Genomic DNA, 21,243 nt, shown 5'->3' with positions numbered 1-21,243 from the left:
GGCTCAGGCGCGCCGATGCCTTGGTCCTGCGTCCTGTGCCTGGGCGCCCAGCAGCACCGCGGACTCAGTCACCGCCTCGAGGACCTGGCGCCTCAGCTCGTCGTCGTCGAGCGACTCGAAGTCGACTACTGCTCCCCAGCGGGACAGCCGCTTGAGCACGTCGATCAACATGGCTCGCTCGGAGATTCGACCTCGGTCCACCGCCGGCCAGACGTCCGCAATGGCACGGACGAGGGCGCGGCTGCCACCGATCGACTTCCTGCGGGCGTACATCTGGTCGAAGGCTGCCTCGCCAAAGGTCTCGAGAAGGCGGTACCGCTCGTGGACCTGTGGCAGGGCCAGCAGGTGCGCTCGCCACCAGAGCCTGCCCCACACGTGTCGGGTGATGTCCGTGCCCAGGACCCGGTCCCCCGGAGGGCGGGGGTACCGCCAGTAGGAGACATCGGGCAACAGCACGAGGGCGAGGAAGGCCCACATCGGCCTAACGGACGCCTCGGCCGCGACCAACCCGCACCGCTGGTGCAACAGCTGCGCCACTTCGACGTCGAAGGTCATGCGGTCCTGGCGTCGGCTCTCGTCCGGGAAGCCGGCTCGCGCAGCGACGACCAGGATGTCGTCCCGCAGGCGTTGGAGTTCCTCCGCAGTGACGCGCCGCCCACCGGTGGCGGCGAACACCGCGGACGGGTGGCGCAGAGAGTGCCGTTCCTGGAGCTCGGCGATCGGAGCGTGCTGGTACTGGCGATGCAGCTCCCGGGCGGCGTCTCCGAGCAGTCGCGGGTAGAGGACGCTCACGACGCCACCAGCAGTTGGGACGTCTCCTGGAGGCGACTGCTGAACAGTGCCGGTGCGTTCTGTCGCTCACGGCGGAGAGCCTCCATGGAGAATCCTGGAAAGGCATTCCGGACGACGTTGATCAGCAGCGCTCCAAGCGAGCCGGCGGGGTGGTCGGCGCCTTCCTGCAGGTCCTCATCAGTGAGCGCGCGTTCCACCAGCACGCGAAGGACGTCCGCCCGCAAAGTGGACAAGACGCGCTGGTCGGCCTCACTGGGCGAGGAGGCTGATCGGACTGCACGCATGACGACGTCGTGGCGCTCGTTCACGAGCAGGAGGATCGAACCGAGTGCCGCGCCGTCCAGGTCTTCGTCGATGTGCAGGTACCAGCCGGCACCCGTCGGGTAGGGCAGGTCATGGAAGTCCGCAGTCGCGATCGGGAAGAGCGCGTTGTCCCCCTCGAGGACGACCCGATGTCGATCGGACCACAGCACGCTGCCGGGACGCGTCGGGGCCGCCGCAGAGGACCCGGGAGACGGTGACCGAAGCGTCACATTCGTGACGAGGTCGAGTGCGCCGCCGAGGTCGCCGCCTGGCAGTTCGAACTCGATCGTGACCTCGAATGCATCGTCGGCAGGCAGCGGAGATCGCCACGCCCGACCGCGCAGCAGTGAGTTGGTCGCGAACCACTGCACGCTCAGATCGACCGCAGCGTCCTCGGTGAGACCGGTCAGCTCCCGCAGCCGTAGGCCATCGACGATGACCGGCCGGTGCAGGGACAGCGTTGTGCTGTAGTCCCAGTCGAGAAGGTTGTCCGGGAGGGGCTCGGTGCCGTCAGGGGAGAGCCGGGACCAGGGGCCGATCGAGACGACGTCGATCGGCGGCCGCAGGAAGGGGAAAACGCGAGTCACGCGGCGCCCTCGGCGCTTTCAGCCAGCGGCGCGGCGACGACCCTCATATCGGTGGCGGTGTCCGGTACCGGCATCACCACGAGTTCGACCTCTGTGGGACCGTTCACTGTGCACGAGTCCTCGGTGATCGGGCCGTGGGCGGTCCGCCACTCGAGCACTCGCGGTTGGGCCGCCCCTGCGGGCGGATCGGTCTCGCGACCCTCCCAGGCGACAATGGACAGCTGAGCGCTCAGTTCAACAGGGCCAGGCGTGTTAACTCCATACCGCGCGACCAGGACAACGGCCCCGTCCACTGCCTCGATGTGCGGCTCGATCAGCGTGGTGACACGCGTACGAGTCGCTGCCCCAGGTCGGGCGCCGGCCCTTGAGCCCTGGGCGCCTGCCTGGTCAAGTCGGCTGCTCGTCGTACCGGTCCACCCGTCGTCGAGGCGGCCCGCGAAATGCGGAGACGACTGGTCGTCGGGGGACGCGAACGCGGCAGCGACGAGCCCACCCAGGTAGTTGCTGACGGCGCCGAGGGCCGTCCGCGACGAGGTGGATACCGCGTTCTGCACCGGGGCGCGGAAGACGGCCAGCTGCTCCCGCAGCCGCATGAAGGTGGTTCTGATGAACGTGCGTTCGTGCCCCGTCAGCTGCTCGGATACCCAGTTGTCGTGAGTGGGTGGCTCGGCCGCCGCGTAGACGCCGTCCAGTTCGTCGTCGGCACGGAAGACGCCCGCGTACACGCTGTGCACAGAGCTGGTGGTCGGTCCTTCGAGGTAGCGGACCACGAGTTCCGGCGAACGCATCAGACATACGTGGTGCGGATCTCCGTCGACCCCGGCGAAGCTGGCCGCCATGGAGACCGCACTCGGCGACATGGGTACGACGACGGTGCGTTCCAATGCGAACCGTCCGAGCCGCTGCCGAGGATTGCCGCACTCGAGGGTTTTGGCCACGTCGGTCGGAAGTTTGCGATATGCGTTGACGAACATACTGAGCGGATGTAGGCGGGCCGGTTCAGGTACGGGGAAGCTGCGACCGTTGGCCAGGACTTCGGGTACGAGCCGTTCGGTTCCTCGTTCGGGAAGCATGACGGGCCACAGTTGCCAGGCGATGGTCTCGGCCAGGTGCTTCGCTGCATCCGCTGTGTCGCCCAGCTCGTCCAGCTCCGGGTCGATCACGACCAGCGTGGTGCCCGACTCGCCCCGCTCGAACGGGCTCAATCCGAGCGCTCGCGCGACCTCGTCCGCGTCATCGCCGACGAGCGGCTCCACATGATCGTCGTGGACATCGCCCCACCAGTGGCGACCGGTGAAGGGCCTGCTATCCGCGTCGACCCGGCCGCGATTGTCGAACGAGCTGCCGAGGGCGATCCCGATCAGACGGGAGTGCAAGGCGCCCGTCTCGTCCGCCGTGCGCGTGTAGACCAGGATCGTCCCGACGCGGGACAGGCGATAGAGGACGGCCTTGCCGTATCCGTAGGTGCCGCCGCCCAATGCGGTGTCGCGCTTCTCTCCGACGTTGAGCACGAAGGAGATCCAGTCGCGGCGGCCGTCGGCCAGTTGGTCCGCTCGTGTGGGACCGCCCAGACCCTTCGTCCCTCGGTCCACGACGGACAACAGCCGCAGGTTCGGTGTCCGCACGGCCCGGCCGACGCCCAGGTGCTCCTGGACGGCAGCCGGCGGGGTGAGAAGCCGCTCCCAGGTCGGCCGGTGAGTCGGAGCCACGGTGGTCAGTTCGAGTCGGTAGACCGTCTCGACGCCGGGGAGCCGGGCGTCCCAGGAGTTCTGCGCGGTCTCGCGCACGAACACCGTCAGCGGGTCCACCGGTGGCCGCCCGAGCTGGTTGCGGATCCCCTCCGAGGCGATTGCACCCGTCGGAGGAAATGGCTGCGACCACCAGCGTGGCGTGATCATGTGCGCTCCAGCAGGAACAAGGCCGGGTCGAGATCGACGCGACGAGCGTCGGCCGCCGGGGCGTTCAGATCGATGCTGTACTCGACCGGCCCGACCCCGCCGAGTGCGGCGTCCCCGGTCAGCCCGGCGGGTGTGATCCGAGGAAACCCCGGGCCGACGTCGTACGTGCGGACCTCGATGACGTCGAAGCGCTTCCGCGCGTAGATGTCGCGGTCCGCCTCGTGGTAGCCGACCTCCTGCAGCCGCTTCCGAAAGCCGGCGGTGTCGTCGGTCCTCCGCGCGATGTCGTGGACGAGCTCGGGCACCGACGCGCCCTGGTCGGAGCGGACTCGCAGCCAGTGCAGGAGCAGCCGCCCAGGCGCCTCGACGTCGAGCTGGTCGGTGCCGTGGATGCGGATGGACCGACCCTCCGGTGCCGTCGTCGTCTTCACTTCGACAGCGCGGCCGCCGTGGTGGAAGTCCTGTGCGGACCCGTTCGGCCCCGTCCAGAACTCGGCGGCACCGGTGTCCTGAAGGAGCATCGACCGGAGCAGGTGCAGCTCCCCGAAGAGGCCGGCCAGGGCCGAAGGGGTGAGGACCTGACGATTGCCCGCCAAGAGCGCGCGCCAGTCCTTGAGCGCATCGCGCAGTGCGGCAACGGCTCGCTCAGGCGTCGCGGCGACCCGTTCCGCCACCTCGACGCAGAGTGCCGTGAACAGATCGGTCTGACGTTCGTCGATGAGTTCGAGCGAGGCGTACTGCTGATAGCGGTGCTCGTCCTCGAGTGCCCTCCGGCGGAGGATGACGGCGTCGCCGTCGAGGATCTCCTGGAGGCTGTGCCTGGATGCCAAGGGCACCAGAAGGTGACGGTGTCCCTCGGCGTCGACTCCCGCCTGCACCGCGCCCTGGGGTGTATCGACCCCGATGGGAGCCGTGCGGAAGGCGGAAACGACTGGACGACCGGCCGCAGCGGCCCAGATCAGGTCGAGCTGTGCGCCGTCGAGCGTCACGCGGCCTCGTCGTCCTGGTCCAGGACAGACAGGTCCTCCTCCTCGACCACCACACCGGACAGGTCGGCGCTCCAGTACTCGACGTCCGAGTCCGAGGTACCCGGGCGCGGCTTGGGGAAGACGAGAGCAACACCAATCACGACGTCGTCGGTCGGAGCGTCGAGTGGCAGGCGGCCGCCCTTCCCGGTCTTGGATTCGGGTTCGATCGGGTAGATCAGCAGCAGACCCTGATCCGGTCGTTGATCGTCGCGCAACGCCAGGATCCGTTCCCGGCTACCGAGCTCCTTACCGGTGACATCCAGGTCGATCGTTTCGTCCCGCCGGCTGCTGAGGGTCTTGATGTCCGCAACGCCGTCGAAGACCGACTCCGACTCCGGGTCCAGCTCCGACTCGTGGCCGAGTCGGGCACGCTTGACCATCCGCACCTCGATGTCGGCGCCGAGGCTGCATCGATCGGTCGTGGCGCCGGCCAGGGAGTTGCCGACCACGGCGACACTCCATTGCTTGAGCGCGCCCTTACGCGCGCGCCTGCTGATGTAGTCCAAAAGGCGCCCGCGGTGAGCGTCGGACGATCGCTCGTTGAACTCGTAGCTGCGCAGGAATGCGGCGATGTCGTCGTGGGGCACCTGGGTGAAGAGCGCGGTCTCCGGGCGCGGTGGCTCAGCTCGGACCCCGTGCCGACGGGCGTCGTGGAGCAGCGAGCGGGCGGCAGCGGCGTTCTCGGCCAGCCGTGCTTTTCCTTCGGGCGTGACGTCGAAGAAGCGTGACTCGACGAGCGTCCCGCCGTAGGCGGCATGGGAGAGGATGGCGGACTTCATCTTGGCCTTGTTGGTGATGGCCATCTTCGGGTGCGATCGGATGCGGACCGCGAACGTCATCGGGGTCTCCGCCGGGTTGTGCATGTAGCGGTCGATGTCGCGGCGCATGTCGGCCTCGACAGTCGCGAGATGGCTGAACCACTCGGCCAGCTCCTCGGTCATCCAGATGCGCGGTAGGTCGCCGTACCCGTCGCGGTAGCCGAACCACCGCCCCATCTGGAGCAGCGTGTCGTAGGCGGACACAGCCCGGACGAAGAGGCTGGACACCAGGCCTTCCAGGGTCAGGCCTCGCGACAGCGTGTTGCCGCCGATCGCGATCGCGGTGACCGGCCCGGCTTCGTAGTTGAGCCGGTCGGTGCTTCGGTAGTTGTCGACGATGATTTTCGTCTCGCGGACGACCTTCGGTAGGTGCTGAAGCAGGACGTCGAAGGCGACCTTGTCCTCGGCGAAATCCGCGGCCGGGACGAGGCGGGTCTCGCGCTCCCACGTCGCCCGCAGACGGTCGAGGGTTCGCGCGTCGTTCTTGTCCAGTCGTTCCGCGATCGATGAGCGCAGGTGTAGCAAGGGCTCCTTGAACGCCTCGTGCACCACGGTCTCGGTGGTCGTGTGAACCAGCATCGTCGAGTGCGGGTTCCCTCGGCCCCGCGCACGTCGAGCGGCAGTCGCCAACCAGAACCATTCAACCGCTGCCTGCAGCGAGCGCGTGACGGCCGGCTGGAAGGTCGCGGCTTCCTTCTTGTTGCGGGGCTTCAGGTCGTCCACCTCGTCGTCGTGGACGATGCGGACCATGTCGTGGCCGCCCGGCAGGTCGGCCGGGTCCTCTCCGTCGAGCAGCTCCCGCCCGAACAGCACCTCGGTGCCGTGGTAGCCGACCGGCTGAGGGAGGTTGACGATGAAGTCCCTGGGATAGAAGTCCTCCTCGACGGAGGGATCGATCAGGAGGTTGGCGAAGGGCGTCGCCGTGTAGCCCACGTAGCCGACCTTGGGAAACTTGCTCAGGACGTCGAAGAGCAACGGGTTGATCTTCGCCGTGGCAACCGTCGACTGATCGGCCTCGTCGTCGATGATCAGCGTGGGGCAGTTCTCGAGGTACTCACCGGCCTTGCTCAGCCACGTCCGGAGCTTTCGCAGCACGGCTGCGTTCTTCTTGACCACCAGGAGCAGGCACTGGTCCGTCGAGGCGAAGAACGCCTTCGGGTTCGGCGGTGGCCGGAAGTCATGGGTCTCGCTCGTGACCTGGTGCCACTGCCCGGGGTTCGACTCGACAAGATCCTTGACAAGTCGGATCTGTGTCTGGCGGCGAAGGGTGTTGTGGATGCCGGACAGGACGATGAAGAGCTTGTAGCCGCGGTCGGCCGCCTTGGCCATGACGGCTGTGAAGTTCGTGGTCTTGCCCGACTGGACGAAGCCGACGACGAGCCCACGCGTCCGGAAGGCAGCCTGCTTCGGATGCTCGAGCAGCGCGACGACCTTCGTCGAGGACTTGTCGATTGCCTCGATGTTCTCGTCGCCGAACCCCTTGTGACGCAACGACGCGATGAGTGCCGGCCAGTTCCGGTCGTTGTCCATGTCGGGGCCCGTGTACCAGGTCTGCCTGCCGTCCAAGAAGACGGAGGACGGCTCGTCGAGATTCCGGATGCGCAGGCTTTCGGCGTCATGCCGCTCGCGGACGGCGCGGATGATCGATTCATCCGCGCCGAACATCTGCAGATTCTTGACCGCATCGTGCGGCGTCATGGACTGCGTGAACTGCTGGAAGACCTTGTAGAGGTGGTCGACCTGTTCCCCCGAGCCGGCTGTCACCGAGTCTCCTTCGTTGGCGATGCTCTGAAGAGGGTAAGCAGATGAGTCGGTGCCCTGCGTGGGCGAGCGCCGCTTGGCGGGCACGACGGGGCTGGTGTTCCGAAGGGTGCCCATGTGGCGCGCTCCGCAGGCAAGTGAGCGTCCCGGCCCAGCCGAGCGACCCATGGGCGGCAACTTCGATGACGGCGGGTCGGTGGCCCTCACTGTCAGTGCTGCCGGCTAGCGTGGGGCCGTGCGGGGGAACAGGTTCACATTGCTCGACCTGTTCGCCGGTTGCGGCGGGATGACCCGGGGTTTCTTGGATCAGGGCGGCTTCGACTCTGTTGGCGCGGTTGAGATCGACCGCGCTGCCGCTGCGACCTACGCGGCCAATTTCGATCCCAGCGGTGATCACACCTTTGCCGGGGACATCGCGGGCTTCACCGACGTCCCGGAGGTCGATGTAGTCATTGGCGGGCCGCCGTGCCAGGGCTTCTCGGCTCTTGGCCAACGGGACCCGAACGACCTCCGCAACCAGCTCTGGCGCCAGTTCGTTCGAATCGTGCGTGAGTCCGATGCGCGCATGTTCGTCTTCGAGAACGTGGACCGGTTCGCGCGGACTCCCGAGTTCGTCCTTCTCCGTGTAGCCGCCGGCGACGGGGGCGAGCTCGCCGACTTCCGGACACAGGTCTTCCGGTTGAACGCGGCCGACTTCGGCACGCCTCAGAAGCGGATCCGGACCATCGTGGTCGGGTCACGTATCGGGCCCGTTGCCGACCCGGTTCAGACCCATGCGAAGGCCCCGGTTGGTGAGCTATCCCGCTGGCGAAGCCTGCGCGAGGCGTTCCTCGAAGGTCCCGTGCTGCTGGAGCCCGAAGTTCGTAAGGTGTGGCTGCCGGAGAGCACCGTCGATTTCCAAGGGAAGTCGGTCGAAGGAGCGTTCAAGCTTCACGATCTGCATTTGACACGGCATTACGACCTCACGTCGGAGATCCGATACGCGCACATCGCACCGGGGCAGTCGCGCTTTCATCTGCCTGATGAGCTGCAGTACCCCTGCTGGCGTAGGCACACGAAGGGTGCCGGCGATGTGTTGGGGCGTCTTGAGTGGGACAAGCCTGCCGTGACCATGCGGACCGAGTTCTTTCGTCCCGAGAAGGGCCGCTTTCTCCACCCTCAATGGGAGAACGGCGGGGTGCAGATCAACCGCGCACTAACCCACGCAGAGGCCGCCGTCGTCCAGGGCTTCGACGAGCGGCACGTGTGGTGCGGCAGCAAGGCCGCCATCGCCCGTCAGATCGGTAACGCTGTCCCGCCGCCCCTGGCCGAAGCCGTGGCCCGTGTAGTGGCTGGACGGCTCGACGCCGTCGGTGACGCCGCGGGCTTGGACTAGCTGCACCGCTCGCCCGGTGGTGACCCGCTTGAGGGGTCTGCGCCGTCCTTCGGCCCATCGTTCACTGTGGTCACTTTCGAGGCACGCAGGTCCGGAAGCTCTGTTGCTCTGCGATGGCGTTCGCCTACGGTCCGCTATGTGCTGGGCCACAACTCTCGAGAAGACGAGATGCATCAGCGGGCCGTGTGGGGTCCGGTCAGGTCAAGGCTTCCGGTGCAGTCACGCGTGACCGAGGCGGGTCCCACCCTGGACGGCAGCAACTGAAACGCCGCGGCGAGCAGGTCATCAGCACGCATGCGCCCTCGGCGCTGTACCCATAGGCCGCGGGCCACGCCTCGCGTGCGCTCTAGCGCCGGTGAGCGTCGATCGACGACAGAACCTAGGAGTCATTAAGCATGGTGACGACGAGTTCAGCATGGAACTCTGACGCTGGCCTTGCCAAGGAAGTGCACGCGCTGTTCGACAGTGCTATCGCCTCGTACCGAGCGAACCCCAATCTGATCACTGAGCACGCGAACCACGAGGAATCCATCCGGGTAGGCGGGTATGCAAACCGGACGCTCCTCGAGCTCGTCCAAAACGCGGCTGACGCGATGTCAGGGACGCGCGGCGGAGAAGTATCGAAGCATCGAGGCCGCGTCGAGATCGTGCTCGACGAGCGCAGGGGGACGCTCTACTGCGCCAACGCGGGGCGCCCGTTCTCGAAAAGCGGCCTTACGGCGATCATGCATGCGCACCTCAGCGGCAAGCGAGGCGACGAGATCGGTCGCTTCGGTCTCGGTTTCAAGTCGGTTCTCGCAGTGTCCGATTCGCCGCAGGTATTCAGTCGCTCGGTGTCGTTCGAGTTCAACTCTGCGCAGTCACGATCGGAACTGGCGGCCCTTGGCGCGCGTGCGAAGCGATACCCGATCCTGCGTACAGCGACCCTCATCGAACCCGAAGACGAGTTCGGTGCCGATCCGATTCTCGCCGAGCTCGCCGAGTGGGCTGCCACCATCGTCAAGCTGCCGAGCGCAAGGAACACCAGGCGGCTGCGAGATGAGATCGCTTCCTTCGCATCGGAGTTCTTGCTCTTCGTCGGTTCCGTCCGCGAAGTCAAGTTGCGCGTGCTTGGGGAGGACGGGTTCGAAACAAGTCACGTGTCCCGCGAACTTGGCGGTGGGATCTTCAAGATCGAACGTCCCGATGGCAGCGGTGACGAATGGATCGTCGCCGAGCGTATGCATGAGCCGTCGGCGAAAGCGCGCCACGAGGTCGGTGAGGCCGTCTCTCGCGACAAGGTCAAGGTCACCGTCGCGGTGCCTGTGCGTCATGCGCAGCAGCGTGTAGGCCGGTTCTGGTCGTACTTCCCATTGCAGGACGAGACGTCAGCATCGGCCCTGTTCAACGCTCCGTGGAGCGTCAACGACGACCGGACGACGTTGCTCCGCAACGACTACAACCGTGAGATCGTCAAGACGCTCGCGGAGATGTTCGTGGGCGTACTGCCTCGTCTCAGCACTAGCGAGGATCGGGCCGCGCACCTGGACTACCTGCCGGCGCGTGGTCGCGAGGAGCGATCCTTCGGCGATGGGCTGCTTTGCGCCCACGTTCCGCTCTTGTCGCGCGAGGTGGCGCTCATCCCGGATGCCGTCGGTGACCTCAAGCACGCGGAAGATCTACGCCCTCTCGACTTCTCGATAACCGTGGACGAGACCATTCACGCGGCGTGGATGGACTCTCCGAACACCGCCAACGATGTCCCTCACTGGCGCTGCTACACCTCCTTGCAGCGGGTGAGCCGACTCCGCCAGCTGTTCGCCGTCGGCATCAGCGCTGAGTTTGTAGAAGAAGACAGTCGGGACATGAGGCGTGCCCTCGAAGTGATGCCGAGGCGAGGCGTCCTTTCGTGGCTGCGCGAATGGGCCGATGGTGACGACGACATCTCCGCGGCGAATGCGCTCAGGTTCGTCATGGGATACCGGAGCCTCCCGGATATCGAGCAGGCAAGAGTTATCCCTGCTACTGACGGCCTTCACGCACTGAGCGACAAGAGCGTCGTGTTCCTCGAGCGCGAGGAGGACATCGAGATCGAGGGTGCCGTCTTCGTCCGACCCTCGTTCCTGGCTCAGCCCGGGATCGAGAAACTCCTTCGGGAGGCAGGCTTCCGGAACCTCGACCCCATCGCTGTTCTTGGTGCGCGTGTCGCCAGGCTGACGACGGACGCCGGAGACGAGGACCTCTCGAGGTTTTGGGACGCCGTCCTGGAAGTGTCGCCCGGGGACGCGGTCCAGGCGATCAAGCGCCATACGGAGTCCGCGGTCAAGGTGCCGACCCGCGACGGGGGATGGGCCTGGCCGCAGCAGGTAGTCGACCTCGATGAACCGTTGACCGGCGCCTACGCGTCGATGGTCTTGGACCGCCAGAGATGCCTGCCGCAGGTTGCGTATGCCCTGGGCGTGGTCCGGCAGCCCGTAAAGACCTACGACCTGGAGGACGAGCCTCTCAACGAGGACTACCGGAAGTGGGTGCTGGAAACACTGAACTCGCGCCTCGGATCCGGCGAACGGCCGATCGAGCGGATCGACCTCTTTCCCGGGCAGGGACCGGGCCCTTTCTCGTTGCTGCTCATCCTGCGCGATGCCGGCGCGTCCGATCAGACGCGTGAGACGTGGACGCGCGCGCTCCTGTCCTTCGGCGATGCGCCGTGGGACGCCGAAGACGTCGACTCAGGAGTGAGTCGAGCCGTGCCTTCGCCCGTTCGGTGGGCTGTGGAACAAGCGGGCCTGGTCAGGTCGTCGCGGGGATACCGTGCGCCGCAAGAGGTCGTCGCACCGTCGCTCCTCTTGTACCGCGACCTGTTGCCGCTGTTCGAGGGGCCAGGCGAGGTCGCCAAGGCACTGGGACTCCCTGACGAACTTGAAGACATACCTCCGTCGCTGCTCCGGACGGCACTGCAGTCCGAGATTCTACCCCCGGCGATCCGGGACGACGTCCTGACCGACTTCGTCCTCCGGGCGAGCCGCATCGCCTACCCAGGCGCGCAGCCACCGCAGATCCCGGCACGGGTCGGTCGCGCGCTCGAGGCAAGGCCGACCAAGGCCGTCTACCTGGCTATCAGCGACGAGCAGAGCGCTTTCCTCGCGTCTCGACAGCGCCCATACCTGCGTATGTCGCAGGAATTGGCGGAGAAGTTCGCCGAGGCCGTCGGCTGCCAGCGGTTCGAAGACAGCTTCGCCTTCTCGATGCTCATCGAGGGGCAGCAGGTCAGTGAACCTGTGCTGGACCTGTTCCCCGGCCTCAGATCCACGTTCGTGGCCAGCAACCTGGCAAACGCCTCCGTGACGCGCGCAGCGAGGGTGACCAAACGCGTCACGACGGAGGACGGTGTCGAGGACCAGTCGCTCGAGTGGCACCTGGACGGCTTGAATCTCGTCGTCCACAGCGCTGTGAGCGAGGAGCGGCTGCTGAAGATCGTGGACGAGGCCTTCGACCTGCGGTTCAACAATGCTGACCTGAGCAATGTCATCAAGGCGGGACTGGACCACAGACTCGAGCAGCTGCGGCAGCAGGCCGTCGCCGCCGCGACCGATGTGGAACGGCTCGAAATCTACTTCGGTGATGACGACCTTCGGGACGAACTTCCGCGCGGGCTCTGGCCGGCTCTGGAAGCTCAGGGACTCGTCGACGCTTCGACGTCGGTCGCCGACTTGTATCTGACGGTCTACGGCTCGGACTCGATCAAGCTGCTCGCCGAGCTGTTCAGACGGGAGGGCTTCACGGACGTCCCGACCGCGTGGGCCGGCGGGGCGGCCGCCATCTCATGGCTCCGGAAGATGGGCTTCGGGACGGAGTACGCCGGCCGCCGCCTCGAGCATCAGGACGACGAGTTCGTGGTCCCAGGGGCTGTCAGGCTCAGTAGCCTTCACCCTTTCCAGCAGGACATCAGCGGGAAGCTTCGTGAGGTCGTGACCGCGCGCCAGGACGGCCGAGCACTCAAGGCGATGGTCGAGCTGCCGACGGGCGCCGGCAAGACGCGAGTGGCCTCCGAGACGGTCCTCCGTCTGTTCATCGAGGGCAAGCTGCGTGGCCCGGTTCTGTGGATCGCCCAGTCACAGGAACTCTGCGAACAGGCCGTCCAGACATGGAGCACTGTTTGGCGGGGACTCGGCGACGAGCGCCCACTGACGGTGGGACGGCTGTGGGAGAACAACGTCGTCCACGAGCCCGACACGGAGTTCAGCGTCATCGTGGCAACCGACGCCAAGCTCGACGTAATCCGCGAATCCCCCGAGTACGAGTGGCTGAGGGAACCGTCGGCGGTGATCGTGGACGAAGGGCACCGTGCTGGTGGCTCCGAGCGATACACGCGCCTCCTCACGTGGCTCGGGATCGCCGGGCACGGGTGGGCGCGGCCGCTGGTCGGACTCTCCGCAACACCGTTCAAGGGTGGTCACTCAGGCGAGGGCACGCGAGCCCTCGCGAGCCGGTTCGGCAACCGAAAATTGCAGGCGTTCGACGAGGACAAGAACCCGTACAAGGAACTCGTCGCGCTGGGCGTGCTCGCGAGTGTGCAGCACGACGTGCTGGACGGCGTGGAGGTGAAGCTCACTCGCTCCGAACGCGAGGAGGCCACACAGAAGCGGCGACTCGCTCCGAACGTCCTCGACCGAATCGGTCAGGATCACAGGCGCATGACGATCCTGGTGGACCACATCATGAAGCTCGATCCGACCTGGCCGGTCCTCGTTTTCACGCCCAACGTCCTCTCCGCGCAGGTCCTCGCGGCGACCCTGCGATACCGAGACGTCGAGGCCGCATCCGTCAGCGGTCAGACGGGTCGGCAGGAGCGGCGAGACATCATCGACAGGTTCAAGGCGGGCAAACTGCGCGTCCTGACGAACTGCGATCTCCTGATCCAAGGGTTCGATGCGCCCGGTGTCCGCGCGTTGTACATCGCTCGCCCGACGTTCAGCCCGAGCGCCTACATACAGATGGCCGGCCGAGGGCTGCGCGGGCCTGCGAACGGCGGCAAGGATGAGTGCCTCATCGTGGACATGGCCGACAACTTCGGGGACATCAACGAACTTCTCGGCTTCCGCGCCTACGAGGACTTGTGGCAGGAGCAAGAAGGATGATCCTTGTCCCCGACCTGGTCGACATCGTCAAGACGGCGGACAGCGACGCGGAGCGCTTCGTTGCGCGTCTGCTGCAAACCGTCGACGGACCGGCTGACGCAGTCGCCTTCCACTCGCTCAAACTGCGATCCCACGCCTACAAGCAGCAGGCAGAGGCCGACTTCGTCGTCCTCTGGAAGGGGGTCGTCGTAGTCGTCGAGGTGAAGGGCGGCGGCGTCCGAAAGCACGACGGCGTGTGGTATTCGGTCGATCGCCGCGGCGACTGGCACCGACTCGGCGGCTCGCCCATGGAGCAGGCCCGCTCCGCGATGTATGCGCTGAGGGACATCCTTCAGGAGGAAGGGGTGGGGTGGTTCCCCCACGAGGCCATCGTCATCACGCCTGACATCGACGCTCCGCCGCACTCGGTCGAGTGGAAGCCGACGCACTGGCTCGCCAAGGAGGCGATGACGGCCGCCGGATTGGTGAGCGCTCTTGATGCCCTCGTCGCGGGGAGCCGCCAACCCCCCGCCCGTCAGAGACTCGCCCGGAGCGACGATCTGCGGACGCGCCTCTTCGGTGAGTTCACCCGCATGCCCGTCATGGACGCGCACCGCGGTGCGGTGCTCGAGGCGCAAAACCGAGCCACCGAGGACCAGGCACGCGTCCTGGCGTCGCTCGCGCGGAACCGACGCATGATGGTGCTCGGGGGCGCCGGGACCGGCAAGTCCCTCCTGCTGGTGGAGGCGGCGAAACAAGAGGCGAGTGCGGCACGGTCGGTCCTGATCACCTTCGGGTCGCCGGCGCTCGTGGCCTTCTTCGAGGCGCGCATCTCCGACAGGGCGATCGACATCCTGCCCTTCAGCGCCTTGGGTGGCGACAAGACCTACGACGTCGTGCTCGTCGACGAAGCACAGGACCTCATGACGGCCGAGGGCATGGACCGGCTCGACAGAGTCATCTCGGGGGGCCGGGCCCACGGGCGATGGCGCATGTTCCTGGACCCGAACAATCAGGCTCACGTCGACGGCCAATTCGACCGCGACGTGTATGAGCTCGTGGCCGACGAGGCGCCGTCGTTCGACCTCGACCGGAACGTCCGGAACACGAAGGCCATCGTCCATGTCGTCCAGGAGTACCTGGGGGCGGACGTCGGCGACCCCGGCATCGTGCACGGCGAGAAGGTCCGGTGGTACCGGTCCGGCGAGGCAGCGGGAGTGGAAGAAGCCTCGGAGGTCGCACTGGGCTTGGCGGCCGAAGGCGCACGCAAGTCGGACATCTGGATCATCAGCACGAAGTCGCAGTCGGCTCCGACGTCGACCGTGGACGGGATCACGGTCACGAGCCCGCGGTACGCCAAGGGGCTCGAAGCGGAGCACGTGGTCGTGTGCGACCTGCCTGAGAGGTTCGATCGCGAGGGAATCGCGGCCCTCTACGTGGCGGTCACTCGCGCACGCGTGTCCCTTCACATCATGACTTCCGACGCGGACAGGAGACGCATGCAGACGCTCATTCGGCAGGGGGCGACGCTCGAATGAGCCTCACTACGGCGCAGCAATCGGCGCTCGACCATGTGCGCGCGGCCTACGTCGGCCCCTCGGAGGGGGACGACGAAGTCCTTTACAACAGGCCCGACCTGCAATACGTCGTCGGGATGCTGTTCCCTCAGGGCTCGGCGGCAGCCGAGTCGAACAGATCGACTGCGGCCCCACAGGTCAGCGCGCCTGTCAGCGAGGGCGAAGTCGAGGAGGACGGTGCCCGCGTGCCGCTGGCCGAGGACTGGCGTCCGTCATCCGTCGCAATCTCCTTCGTCACCGATTCCACCGTGGCGCTCTGCGACGTGCGGGGCGGCACGTATGCCCGAGTGCCCGAAGACGGTCCGCCGAGATGGCAGCGCCGCCCGTTCGCGTTCACCGCACTGGAGTTGGTGAAGGGACAGCCGCCACAGCAGCTCAGGGCCGACGACGTCCCGTTCGAGATCGGGGCGCGCTGGCGACCGTTCCGTGGTGGATACCTGGTAACCGTCCATGCACGCGTCCTTGCGACCTCGACGAACAGCGACAAGTTGGATGTCGGTCTCGCCCTGTTCCAATTCGAGCTCGATGTGAAGCCAGGGGCCGGCGGACACATCCTCGAGTACGACAGGGCTCGGGCGTTCGACCTCGACGACGAGTCGTCGGAACTGCGGCTGCGGTACCGGGACCGGAAGGTCTACGCGGTCGGGCACGGCATGGCGGCCGACTGGAACCTCGACTCGGAGCGGTGTGCCCAAGTCTTCCTCACGCCGGTTCCTGCGTTCATTGTCCCGAGCGTGGAGACCACCGGCTTCGCTCCGGACGTAGAGGAAGCGCACGCCCTGAGGCTGGATGAATTGTCACGTATGGACACGGCGCCCGATGACGTGCTGTCCAGTCTCGGGTCATTCGTGCGCGCGTTCTCGACTTGGGTGGCGGCCGAGGAAGCCCGAGTGGAAACATTCGGCGAGCAGGCAGAAATAGCGCAGACCATCATCGCGCGTTCGCGGGCCGCGGTGCGGCGGATGGAAGAGAGCGTCGACCTCCTGCGGAACCCCGACAACGGGCAGCTTCGGCAGGCGTTCGCGCTGGCGATGGCAGCCATGCGACTCCAGATGAGCCGAGCAGCCACCAACCGCGGTGAGCCGGCGAAGGAACCTCGCTGGCGTCCCTTCCAGCTCGGGTTCCTCCTCGTCGCCCTTGCATCGACCGTCGACGAACGGCACGCCGATCGCGAGCTCGTCGACCTCATCTGGTTCCCGACCGGCGGAGGGAAGACAGAGGCATATCTGGGCCTGGCCGCCATCGAGGTCTTCCACCGTCGACTCGCGCACGGTGCGGCCGGCGGCGGCACCGCAATCATCACGCGTTACACCCTGCGTCTCCTGACGGCTCAGCAATTCCAGCGCGCCGCCTCGCTCATTTGCGCGATGGAGCTGCTCAGGACCACGGACCGTCGCGCCAAGGGCATGACGCCGTTCAGCATCGGGCTCTGGGTGGGGAACGACGTCACGCCGGGGACGGCCGCCGACGCCAAGTGGGCGCTCGAACGTCTGCACAAAGCAGCCCGGCCGGAGGAGGCCAACGGCTTCCAGGTCGAGGGGTGCCCATGGTGTCTGGCCCCGCTCGTGCCCAGACGGAAGGAGACGGATCCCGGACGCTACGGCTTTCGTCTCGTGGGCAAGGACGTCGTCATCCACTGCACGGACGAGCGCTGTCCCTTCAACCGGGAACTGCCGCTGGCAGTCGTGGACGAGGTCTTGTTCGACGCGCCGCCGACGATCCTCCTGGCGACGGTGGACAAGTTCGCGAGACTGCAGTTCAAGCCCGAGGCGGGGGCCCTGCTGGGTATCGACACCGTGTTCCGCCAGCCGTCCATGATCATCCAGGACGAGCTCCATCTCTTGTCCGGCCCCCTCGGCACGACCGTCGCTGTCTTCGACGCGGTCATCCAGATCCTGCTCAGCAGGGGCGGGTGCAGCCCGAAGATCGTTGCCTCGACGGCGACGATCCGGTCGTCCGAGGATCAGGTCAAGGGACTCTATGGGCGGAAAGTCGCTCTTTACCCGCCTTCGGGGCTCGACGGGGACAAGACGTTCTTCTCGCAGCCCGTGGAGAGCGGTGAGGGCCGGTTGTACATCGGACTCATGCCGCAGTCGGTGTCGCAGGCGTCGGCTCTGGTCGCTGCGGCCGCACCTCTTGTTGAGCTGCCCGAAGTGTTCAGGAAGGAGTCAAGGGCCTCGCTCGACTCCTACTGGACGCTCGTGATGTATCACAACAGCCTCCGCGAGCTCGGTCGCACCAGCGCTCTGATCCTCGACGACGTCAATGGTCGGCTCGAAACCCGCTCAGAGCGCCTCGGACTTCCCCTGCGTCGGGTGCGAGCGGGCCGAGTGCTGGAGCTGACGAGTCGCCGCGGCCCTGAGGAACTTCCGAACGACCTACGCGAGCTTCGGGTCAGTGCGGACGATTCCGACCAGGCGATCGACGTGGTTCTCTCCTCGAACATGCTCTCGGTCGGTATCGACATACCGCGCCTGGCACTCATGCTCATGGTCGGCCAGCCGAAGACGACTGCCGAATACATTCAGGCCACCAGCCGGGTCGGACGCGGTGACAACAACGGCATCGTCGTCACGCTCTTTCGTTCCAACCGTGCACGCGATCGATCCCACTTCGAAACGTTCCGTGGCTACCACGAAGCGCTGTATCGGAGTGTCGAGCCCACCAGCGTGACGCCGTGGTCGCTGGCGTCCCGCGAGCGGTCACTCGCCGGCGCGTTGGTGGCACTGGTGCGGCATTCGTTCCGGGATCTCGCGTCTGACTCCTCGGCTGTCCTCATGGATCTCGACGACAGCCGCATGAGCCGCGCCATGGATCAGCTGGTGACCTCCTTCGTGGAATCCGTCGTTCGATCCGACGCAGCGGAGAAGGAAGAGGCGGAGGGCGACGTCTGGAGTCGCCTGCGTGACTGGGACCGTCGAGCGGCACTGGCCCGGAAGGAGAACGGCACTCTCAAGTATGAGCGACGGGCGCAAGGCGACAACGCGCTCTTGAAGCGTTTCGGGCAGTCCGGTGAGGGATGGGTCGTGGGCGACTCGATGCGATCAGTGGAGCCGAACGTGGCCGTGGAGGTCCAGGAGCCGCTTCAGGAGGTGGACCGTGGAGAAGATTAAGCACGACCTGCGTCTGTCCGAGACGATCTCTCCGTTCGGGGTGGGCGCCATCGTCGATGTCCGGGGAGAATCGCTCATCGCTCCCGACACGTCGTGGTGGGACAAGAAATATGCGCCACGGATCAGTTGCGAGCGGTTGCTCGCTCGTGTCGGTCCGGGCGAATTGCGACAAGCGCCCACGCATGCCGGGCGCGCCGCCAAGGAGACGGCCGGGTTGCCCTATTGGCGATTTCCCGCTTGGCGATTCTGTGAGCGCTGCTCTAAGCTCTCGATGCTCACGGGGAAGAAGAAGGGGCGTTGGACAAATACTTGTGAGTGCGGCGGGATACTCGTCGCGATGCGGTACGTGGCGGTCTGTCAGAACGGCAGCCATGTGCAGGACATCCCTTGGTTCAAGTGGGCGCACCGTGGCCATGACGAAGGCGTGACCGAGGCGGTGCGCTTCTGTCGCGCCTACAAGGAACTCAAGTTCGAACGGTCCTCGAAGCGAGGCGAGGGACTCGCCTCGCTTCGTGTGACGTGCAACGGCTGCAAGCGCTCGCGGCCGCTCTCCGAGCTCGTCGAGAAGGAGTCGCTCCGCCGCGACGGCATCCGGTGTGACGGTCGCCAGCCCTGGGAAGACACCGGATCGGTGACGGAGCCGTGCGAACACCAGCTTGTAGCCGTGCAGCGAGGCGCGACGGGCAACTACATCGCCGAACGCCTGTCCGCGCTCGACATCCCGGAGGAGCGTCCGATCTCGGAGAAGCAGGGGGACCTCATCCGTGGGCACGTCTATTTCGAGAAGGTAGTCGCAGACAATGGCGGTCCGCAGGCGGAGATGGTTGCCGGGTGGATCGCCAGCGAACTAGGGGTGTCCCCGGAAACCGTTCTGAGCGTCGCCGCGAACGATGGATCTGACGAGTTCCCGCTCCTCGAGCTGAAGGACGGGGAGTGGGCGGCCTTCCTGAAGAAACTGCAGCACGGAAGGGACCGAAGCGGTGAGGACTTCGTCGTCGACGGTTGGACCGTCTCGGACGACCGTCTCGGGCCCCAGGAACTGACCCGGCGGCTGTCCGGCGTAGGTCAGGTGCGTCGCGTGCGAGAGGTTCGCGCGCTGTTGGGTTTCCGGCGTCACAATCCGGGCGCGGATCTCATCTCGGCGGACCTTGGTCCCGACCGGCGTCGCCGGCCCGTCTATCCAGCCATCGAACTCTTCGGCGAGGGGATCTTCCTGAGGTTCGACGAAGGCAAGCTCGCCGAGTGGGAGGACAATCCTGACGTCCGCAAGCGCGCGAACATCCTTGTCGATCGGCGGGCTCGCGAAGCCTGGGCTCATCGCCTTGACGTGCCTGAGCCGCGATTCATCGCTCTCCACACCATCGCGCATCTGCTCATTCGACGACTCGCCTTCGCGAGTGGGTACTCCTCCGCCTCCTTGCAGGAACGGATCTACGCCAGCACGGATCGCCCTGACCGAACCGCGGGCATTTTCATCTACACCGCCGCGGGCGACGCTCAGGGGACGCTCGGAGGGCTAGTCCGGCTCGGGGAGCCGGCCAGGCTTCTACCGCTGCTGGTCGCGGCATTGGACGACGCGGACGTCTGCTCGAATGATCCTGTCTGTATCGAAAGTGATAGCCAAGCGTCCTCGCGTCTCAACCTATCGGCATGCCACGGCTGCGCTCTGATCAGCGAGACATCATGCGAGACGGGCAACCGCATGCTGGATCGTCAGTTGGTTCTCGGCGGCACCAACGTCACGGGCCTCCTCGAGACCGTGCTTCCGGAGGTCCGAGGAGTCGGAGGAGGCCACTGAGAGGGCGGGGCAGGACGACGTCCGTGCAGGTCGGCTCCGCCGGCACGGGCCGGGCCGGTGCGCCGTGTACGGCCGGCCGGTACTCCACGACCTGGACCGTGCCGTCGGCGTCCCTGGTCCGGGCGGGCAGGGGCAGGATGTGGTCCTGTCGGGCCTGGTGGACGTCGACGACCCCCAGGACACGGTCCAGGTCCCCGGTCAGCCACGAGGCGTAGGCCGGGCGGTGGAGGTCCGGAAGGGTCACGCCGTCGCCGCGCTCGGTCAACAGCGTGGTCTCGATCAGGCGGACGAGGCCGAGGTCGACGAGGTCCACCAGCGGCGCGACGTCGGTGGTGGCCGCGCTGTCGACCGGTCGCTCCTCCCGCCAGTAGCCCAGGAACGCGTGGCCCTCGACGATCCAGAGCATCGGCCGGATGCCGGCCTGCTCGAGTGCCGCGGCGAGGACGACGACCGTGTCCAGACACGTGCCGATTCGCCCGTCGAGGACATCGCCGGGCGTACGCACCTTCTGCCCGGTGTCGGCCCAGCTCGCCGGCGGCTCGCTGCAGCGGATGCCCCGCCGGTACATGGCCTCGGTCAGTGCCGCCACGATCTGGTCGACCCGCTCGGGACCCGATTGGTAGCCCTGGACGGAGGGGCTGCCAGTGCGCTCCTGGAGCAGGTCCGCGGCCTCGTCGACCAGCGCTGTGATCGACGGGTGATTGGGCAGCACGTGCGCCGCGAGCATCTCCAGGGCCAGCGACGGCGGGGTGGCCAGCCACTGCTGGGCGGCCAGCAGATGGACGGGAAGCGCCTGCCGTCCGAGGGGGTGGTCCCCGTGCACCACCTCCACCTCGATGGTCCCCGGCCGCTGCTCCTCGATCTGCAGCATCGCTGAGGGGTCGAGGCGGAGTGGCACGTCGGTCAGCACGGTGATGGCCGACTCGCCGAGGTCCGCATGGAGCTGCACGGGGCTGCCGATCGTCCCCTCGGCATCGCGCACCGAGAGGCGGATGGTCGCCCCGGACACGGGAGCTCCGGGGTTGCGGACCGCGACCCAGGACACCACAGGCACCTGGTTGTGTGCCAGGGCGTAGCTGAGGACCCTCGTGGCAGTG

General features: G+C 66.6%; 12 protein-coding genes and 1 pseudogene. 6 read left to right on the top strand and 7 right to left on the bottom strand.

Annotated features, from left to right (window positions below; translation table 11 throughout):
* Positions 1 to 3: 3 nt before the first annotated feature.
* Genes BLQ97_RS12430 through BLQ97_RS12410 form a run of 5 tightly spaced genes read right to left on the bottom strand, consistent with a single transcriptional unit; the run spans position 4 to position 7,274 of the window.
* Entirely contained in the window at positions 4 to 792 is a 789-nt protein-coding gene (locus BLQ97_RS12430; protein WP_091366170.1) for a DUF6339 family protein, read from the bottom strand.
* Complete coding sequence (locus BLQ97_RS12425; RefSeq protein WP_091366169.1) at positions 789 to 1,682, bottom strand: hypothetical protein; 894 nt, start codon at positions 1,680 to 1,682, stop codon at positions 789 to 791. Before BLQ97_RS12425 ends, BLQ97_RS12430 begins: the two co-directional genes overlap by 4 nt.
* A complete protein-coding gene (locus BLQ97_RS12420) occupies positions 1,679 to 3,580 on the bottom strand; it encodes a hypothetical protein (protein ID WP_139173607.1) in 1,902 nt (633 codons plus the stop codon). The genes BLQ97_RS12425 and BLQ97_RS12420 overlap by 4 nt, the downstream gene beginning before the upstream one ends.
* Complete coding sequence (locus BLQ97_RS12415) at positions 3,577 to 4,569, bottom strand: PD-(D/E)XK motif protein (RefSeq protein WP_175471711.1); 993 nt, start codon at positions 4,567 to 4,569, stop codon at positions 3,577 to 3,579. Before BLQ97_RS12415 ends, BLQ97_RS12420 begins: the two co-directional genes overlap by 4 nt.
* Positions 4,566 to 7,274 (bottom strand): Z1 domain-containing protein, encoded by a 2,709-nt coding sequence (locus BLQ97_RS12410; protein WP_217637166.1) that lies wholly within the window; start codon positions 7,272 to 7,274, stop codon positions 4,566 to 4,568. Before BLQ97_RS12410 ends, BLQ97_RS12415 begins: the two co-directional genes overlap by 4 nt.
* Positions 7,275 to 7,422: 148 nt before the next feature.
* Between BLQ97_RS12410 and BLQ97_RS12405 the strand changes: the two genes are divergently transcribed.
* Both BLQ97_RS12405 and BLQ97_RS24420 read left to right on the top strand, forming a co-directional pair.
* Entirely contained in the window at positions 7,423 to 8,562 is a 1,140-nt protein-coding gene (locus tag BLQ97_RS12405) for a DNA cytosine methyltransferase (protein WP_091366166.1), read from the top strand.
* Positions 8,563 to 8,957: 395 nt separating this feature from the next.
* Positions 8,958 to 9,371 (top strand): annotated as a pseudogene (locus BLQ97_RS24420) (sacsin N-terminal ATP-binding-like domain-containing protein); the annotation flags it as partial.
* 2,276 nt (positions 9,372 to 11,647) lie between these two features.
* On the opposite strand, the gene BLQ97_RS24415 reads toward BLQ97_RS24420, so the two are convergent.
* Entirely contained in the window at positions 11,648 to 12,070 is a 423-nt protein-coding gene (locus BLQ97_RS24415; RefSeq protein ID WP_425402616.1) for an effector-associated domain EAD1-containing protein, read from the bottom strand.
* A 307-nt stretch (positions 12,071 to 12,377) separates the two neighbouring features.
* Here BLQ97_RS24415 and BLQ97_RS24410 point away from each other — a divergent pair, with 307 nt between their 5' ends.
* From BLQ97_RS24410 to drmB, 4 genes are read left to right on the top strand one after another with little or no spacing between them, the layout of a single operon-like run.
* Positions 12,378 to 13,679, top strand: coding sequence for a DEAD/DEAH box helicase (locus BLQ97_RS24410; protein WP_425402615.1), 1,302 nt, complete (start codon positions 12,378 to 12,380; stop codon positions 13,677 to 13,679).
* Entirely contained in the window at positions 13,676 to 15,196 is a 1,521-nt protein-coding gene (locus BLQ97_RS12395; protein ID WP_091366164.1) for an NERD domain-containing protein, read from the top strand. The genes BLQ97_RS24410 and BLQ97_RS12395 overlap by 4 nt, the downstream gene beginning before the upstream one ends.
* On the top strand, positions 15,193 to 18,348 hold the full coding sequence (locus BLQ97_RS12390; RefSeq protein ID WP_091366163.1) for a helicase-related protein: 3,156 nt from the start codon (positions 15,193 to 15,195) through the stop codon (positions 18,346 to 18,348). The genes BLQ97_RS12395 and BLQ97_RS12390 overlap by 4 nt, the downstream gene beginning before the upstream one ends.
* The gene (gene drmB, locus BLQ97_RS12385) at positions 18,335 to 20,146 is read left to right on the top strand and encodes a DUF1998 domain-containing protein (RefSeq protein ID WP_091366162.1); all 1,812 of its coding nucleotides are present in this window, start codon (positions 18,335 to 18,337) and stop codon (positions 20,144 to 20,146) included. Before BLQ97_RS12390 ends, drmB begins: the two co-directional genes overlap by 14 nt.
* On the opposite strand, the gene BLQ97_RS12380 is transcribed toward drmB, so the two are convergent.
* A complete protein-coding gene (locus BLQ97_RS12380; RefSeq protein WP_175471710.1) occupies positions 20,088 to 21,155 on the bottom strand; it encodes a hypothetical protein in 1,068 nt (355 codons plus the stop codon). The two genes, drmB and BLQ97_RS12380, sit on opposite strands and share 59 nt — an antisense overlap.
* Positions 21,156 to 21,243: the final 88 nt, after the last annotated feature.

This window comes from Geodermatophilus telluris, assembly GCF_900102745.1.
Taxonomy (GTDB): Bacteria; Actinomycetota; Actinomycetes; order Mycobacteriales; family Geodermatophilaceae; genus Geodermatophilus; species Geodermatophilus telluris.
This window is presented reverse-complemented; position numbering and strand designations above follow the sequence as displayed.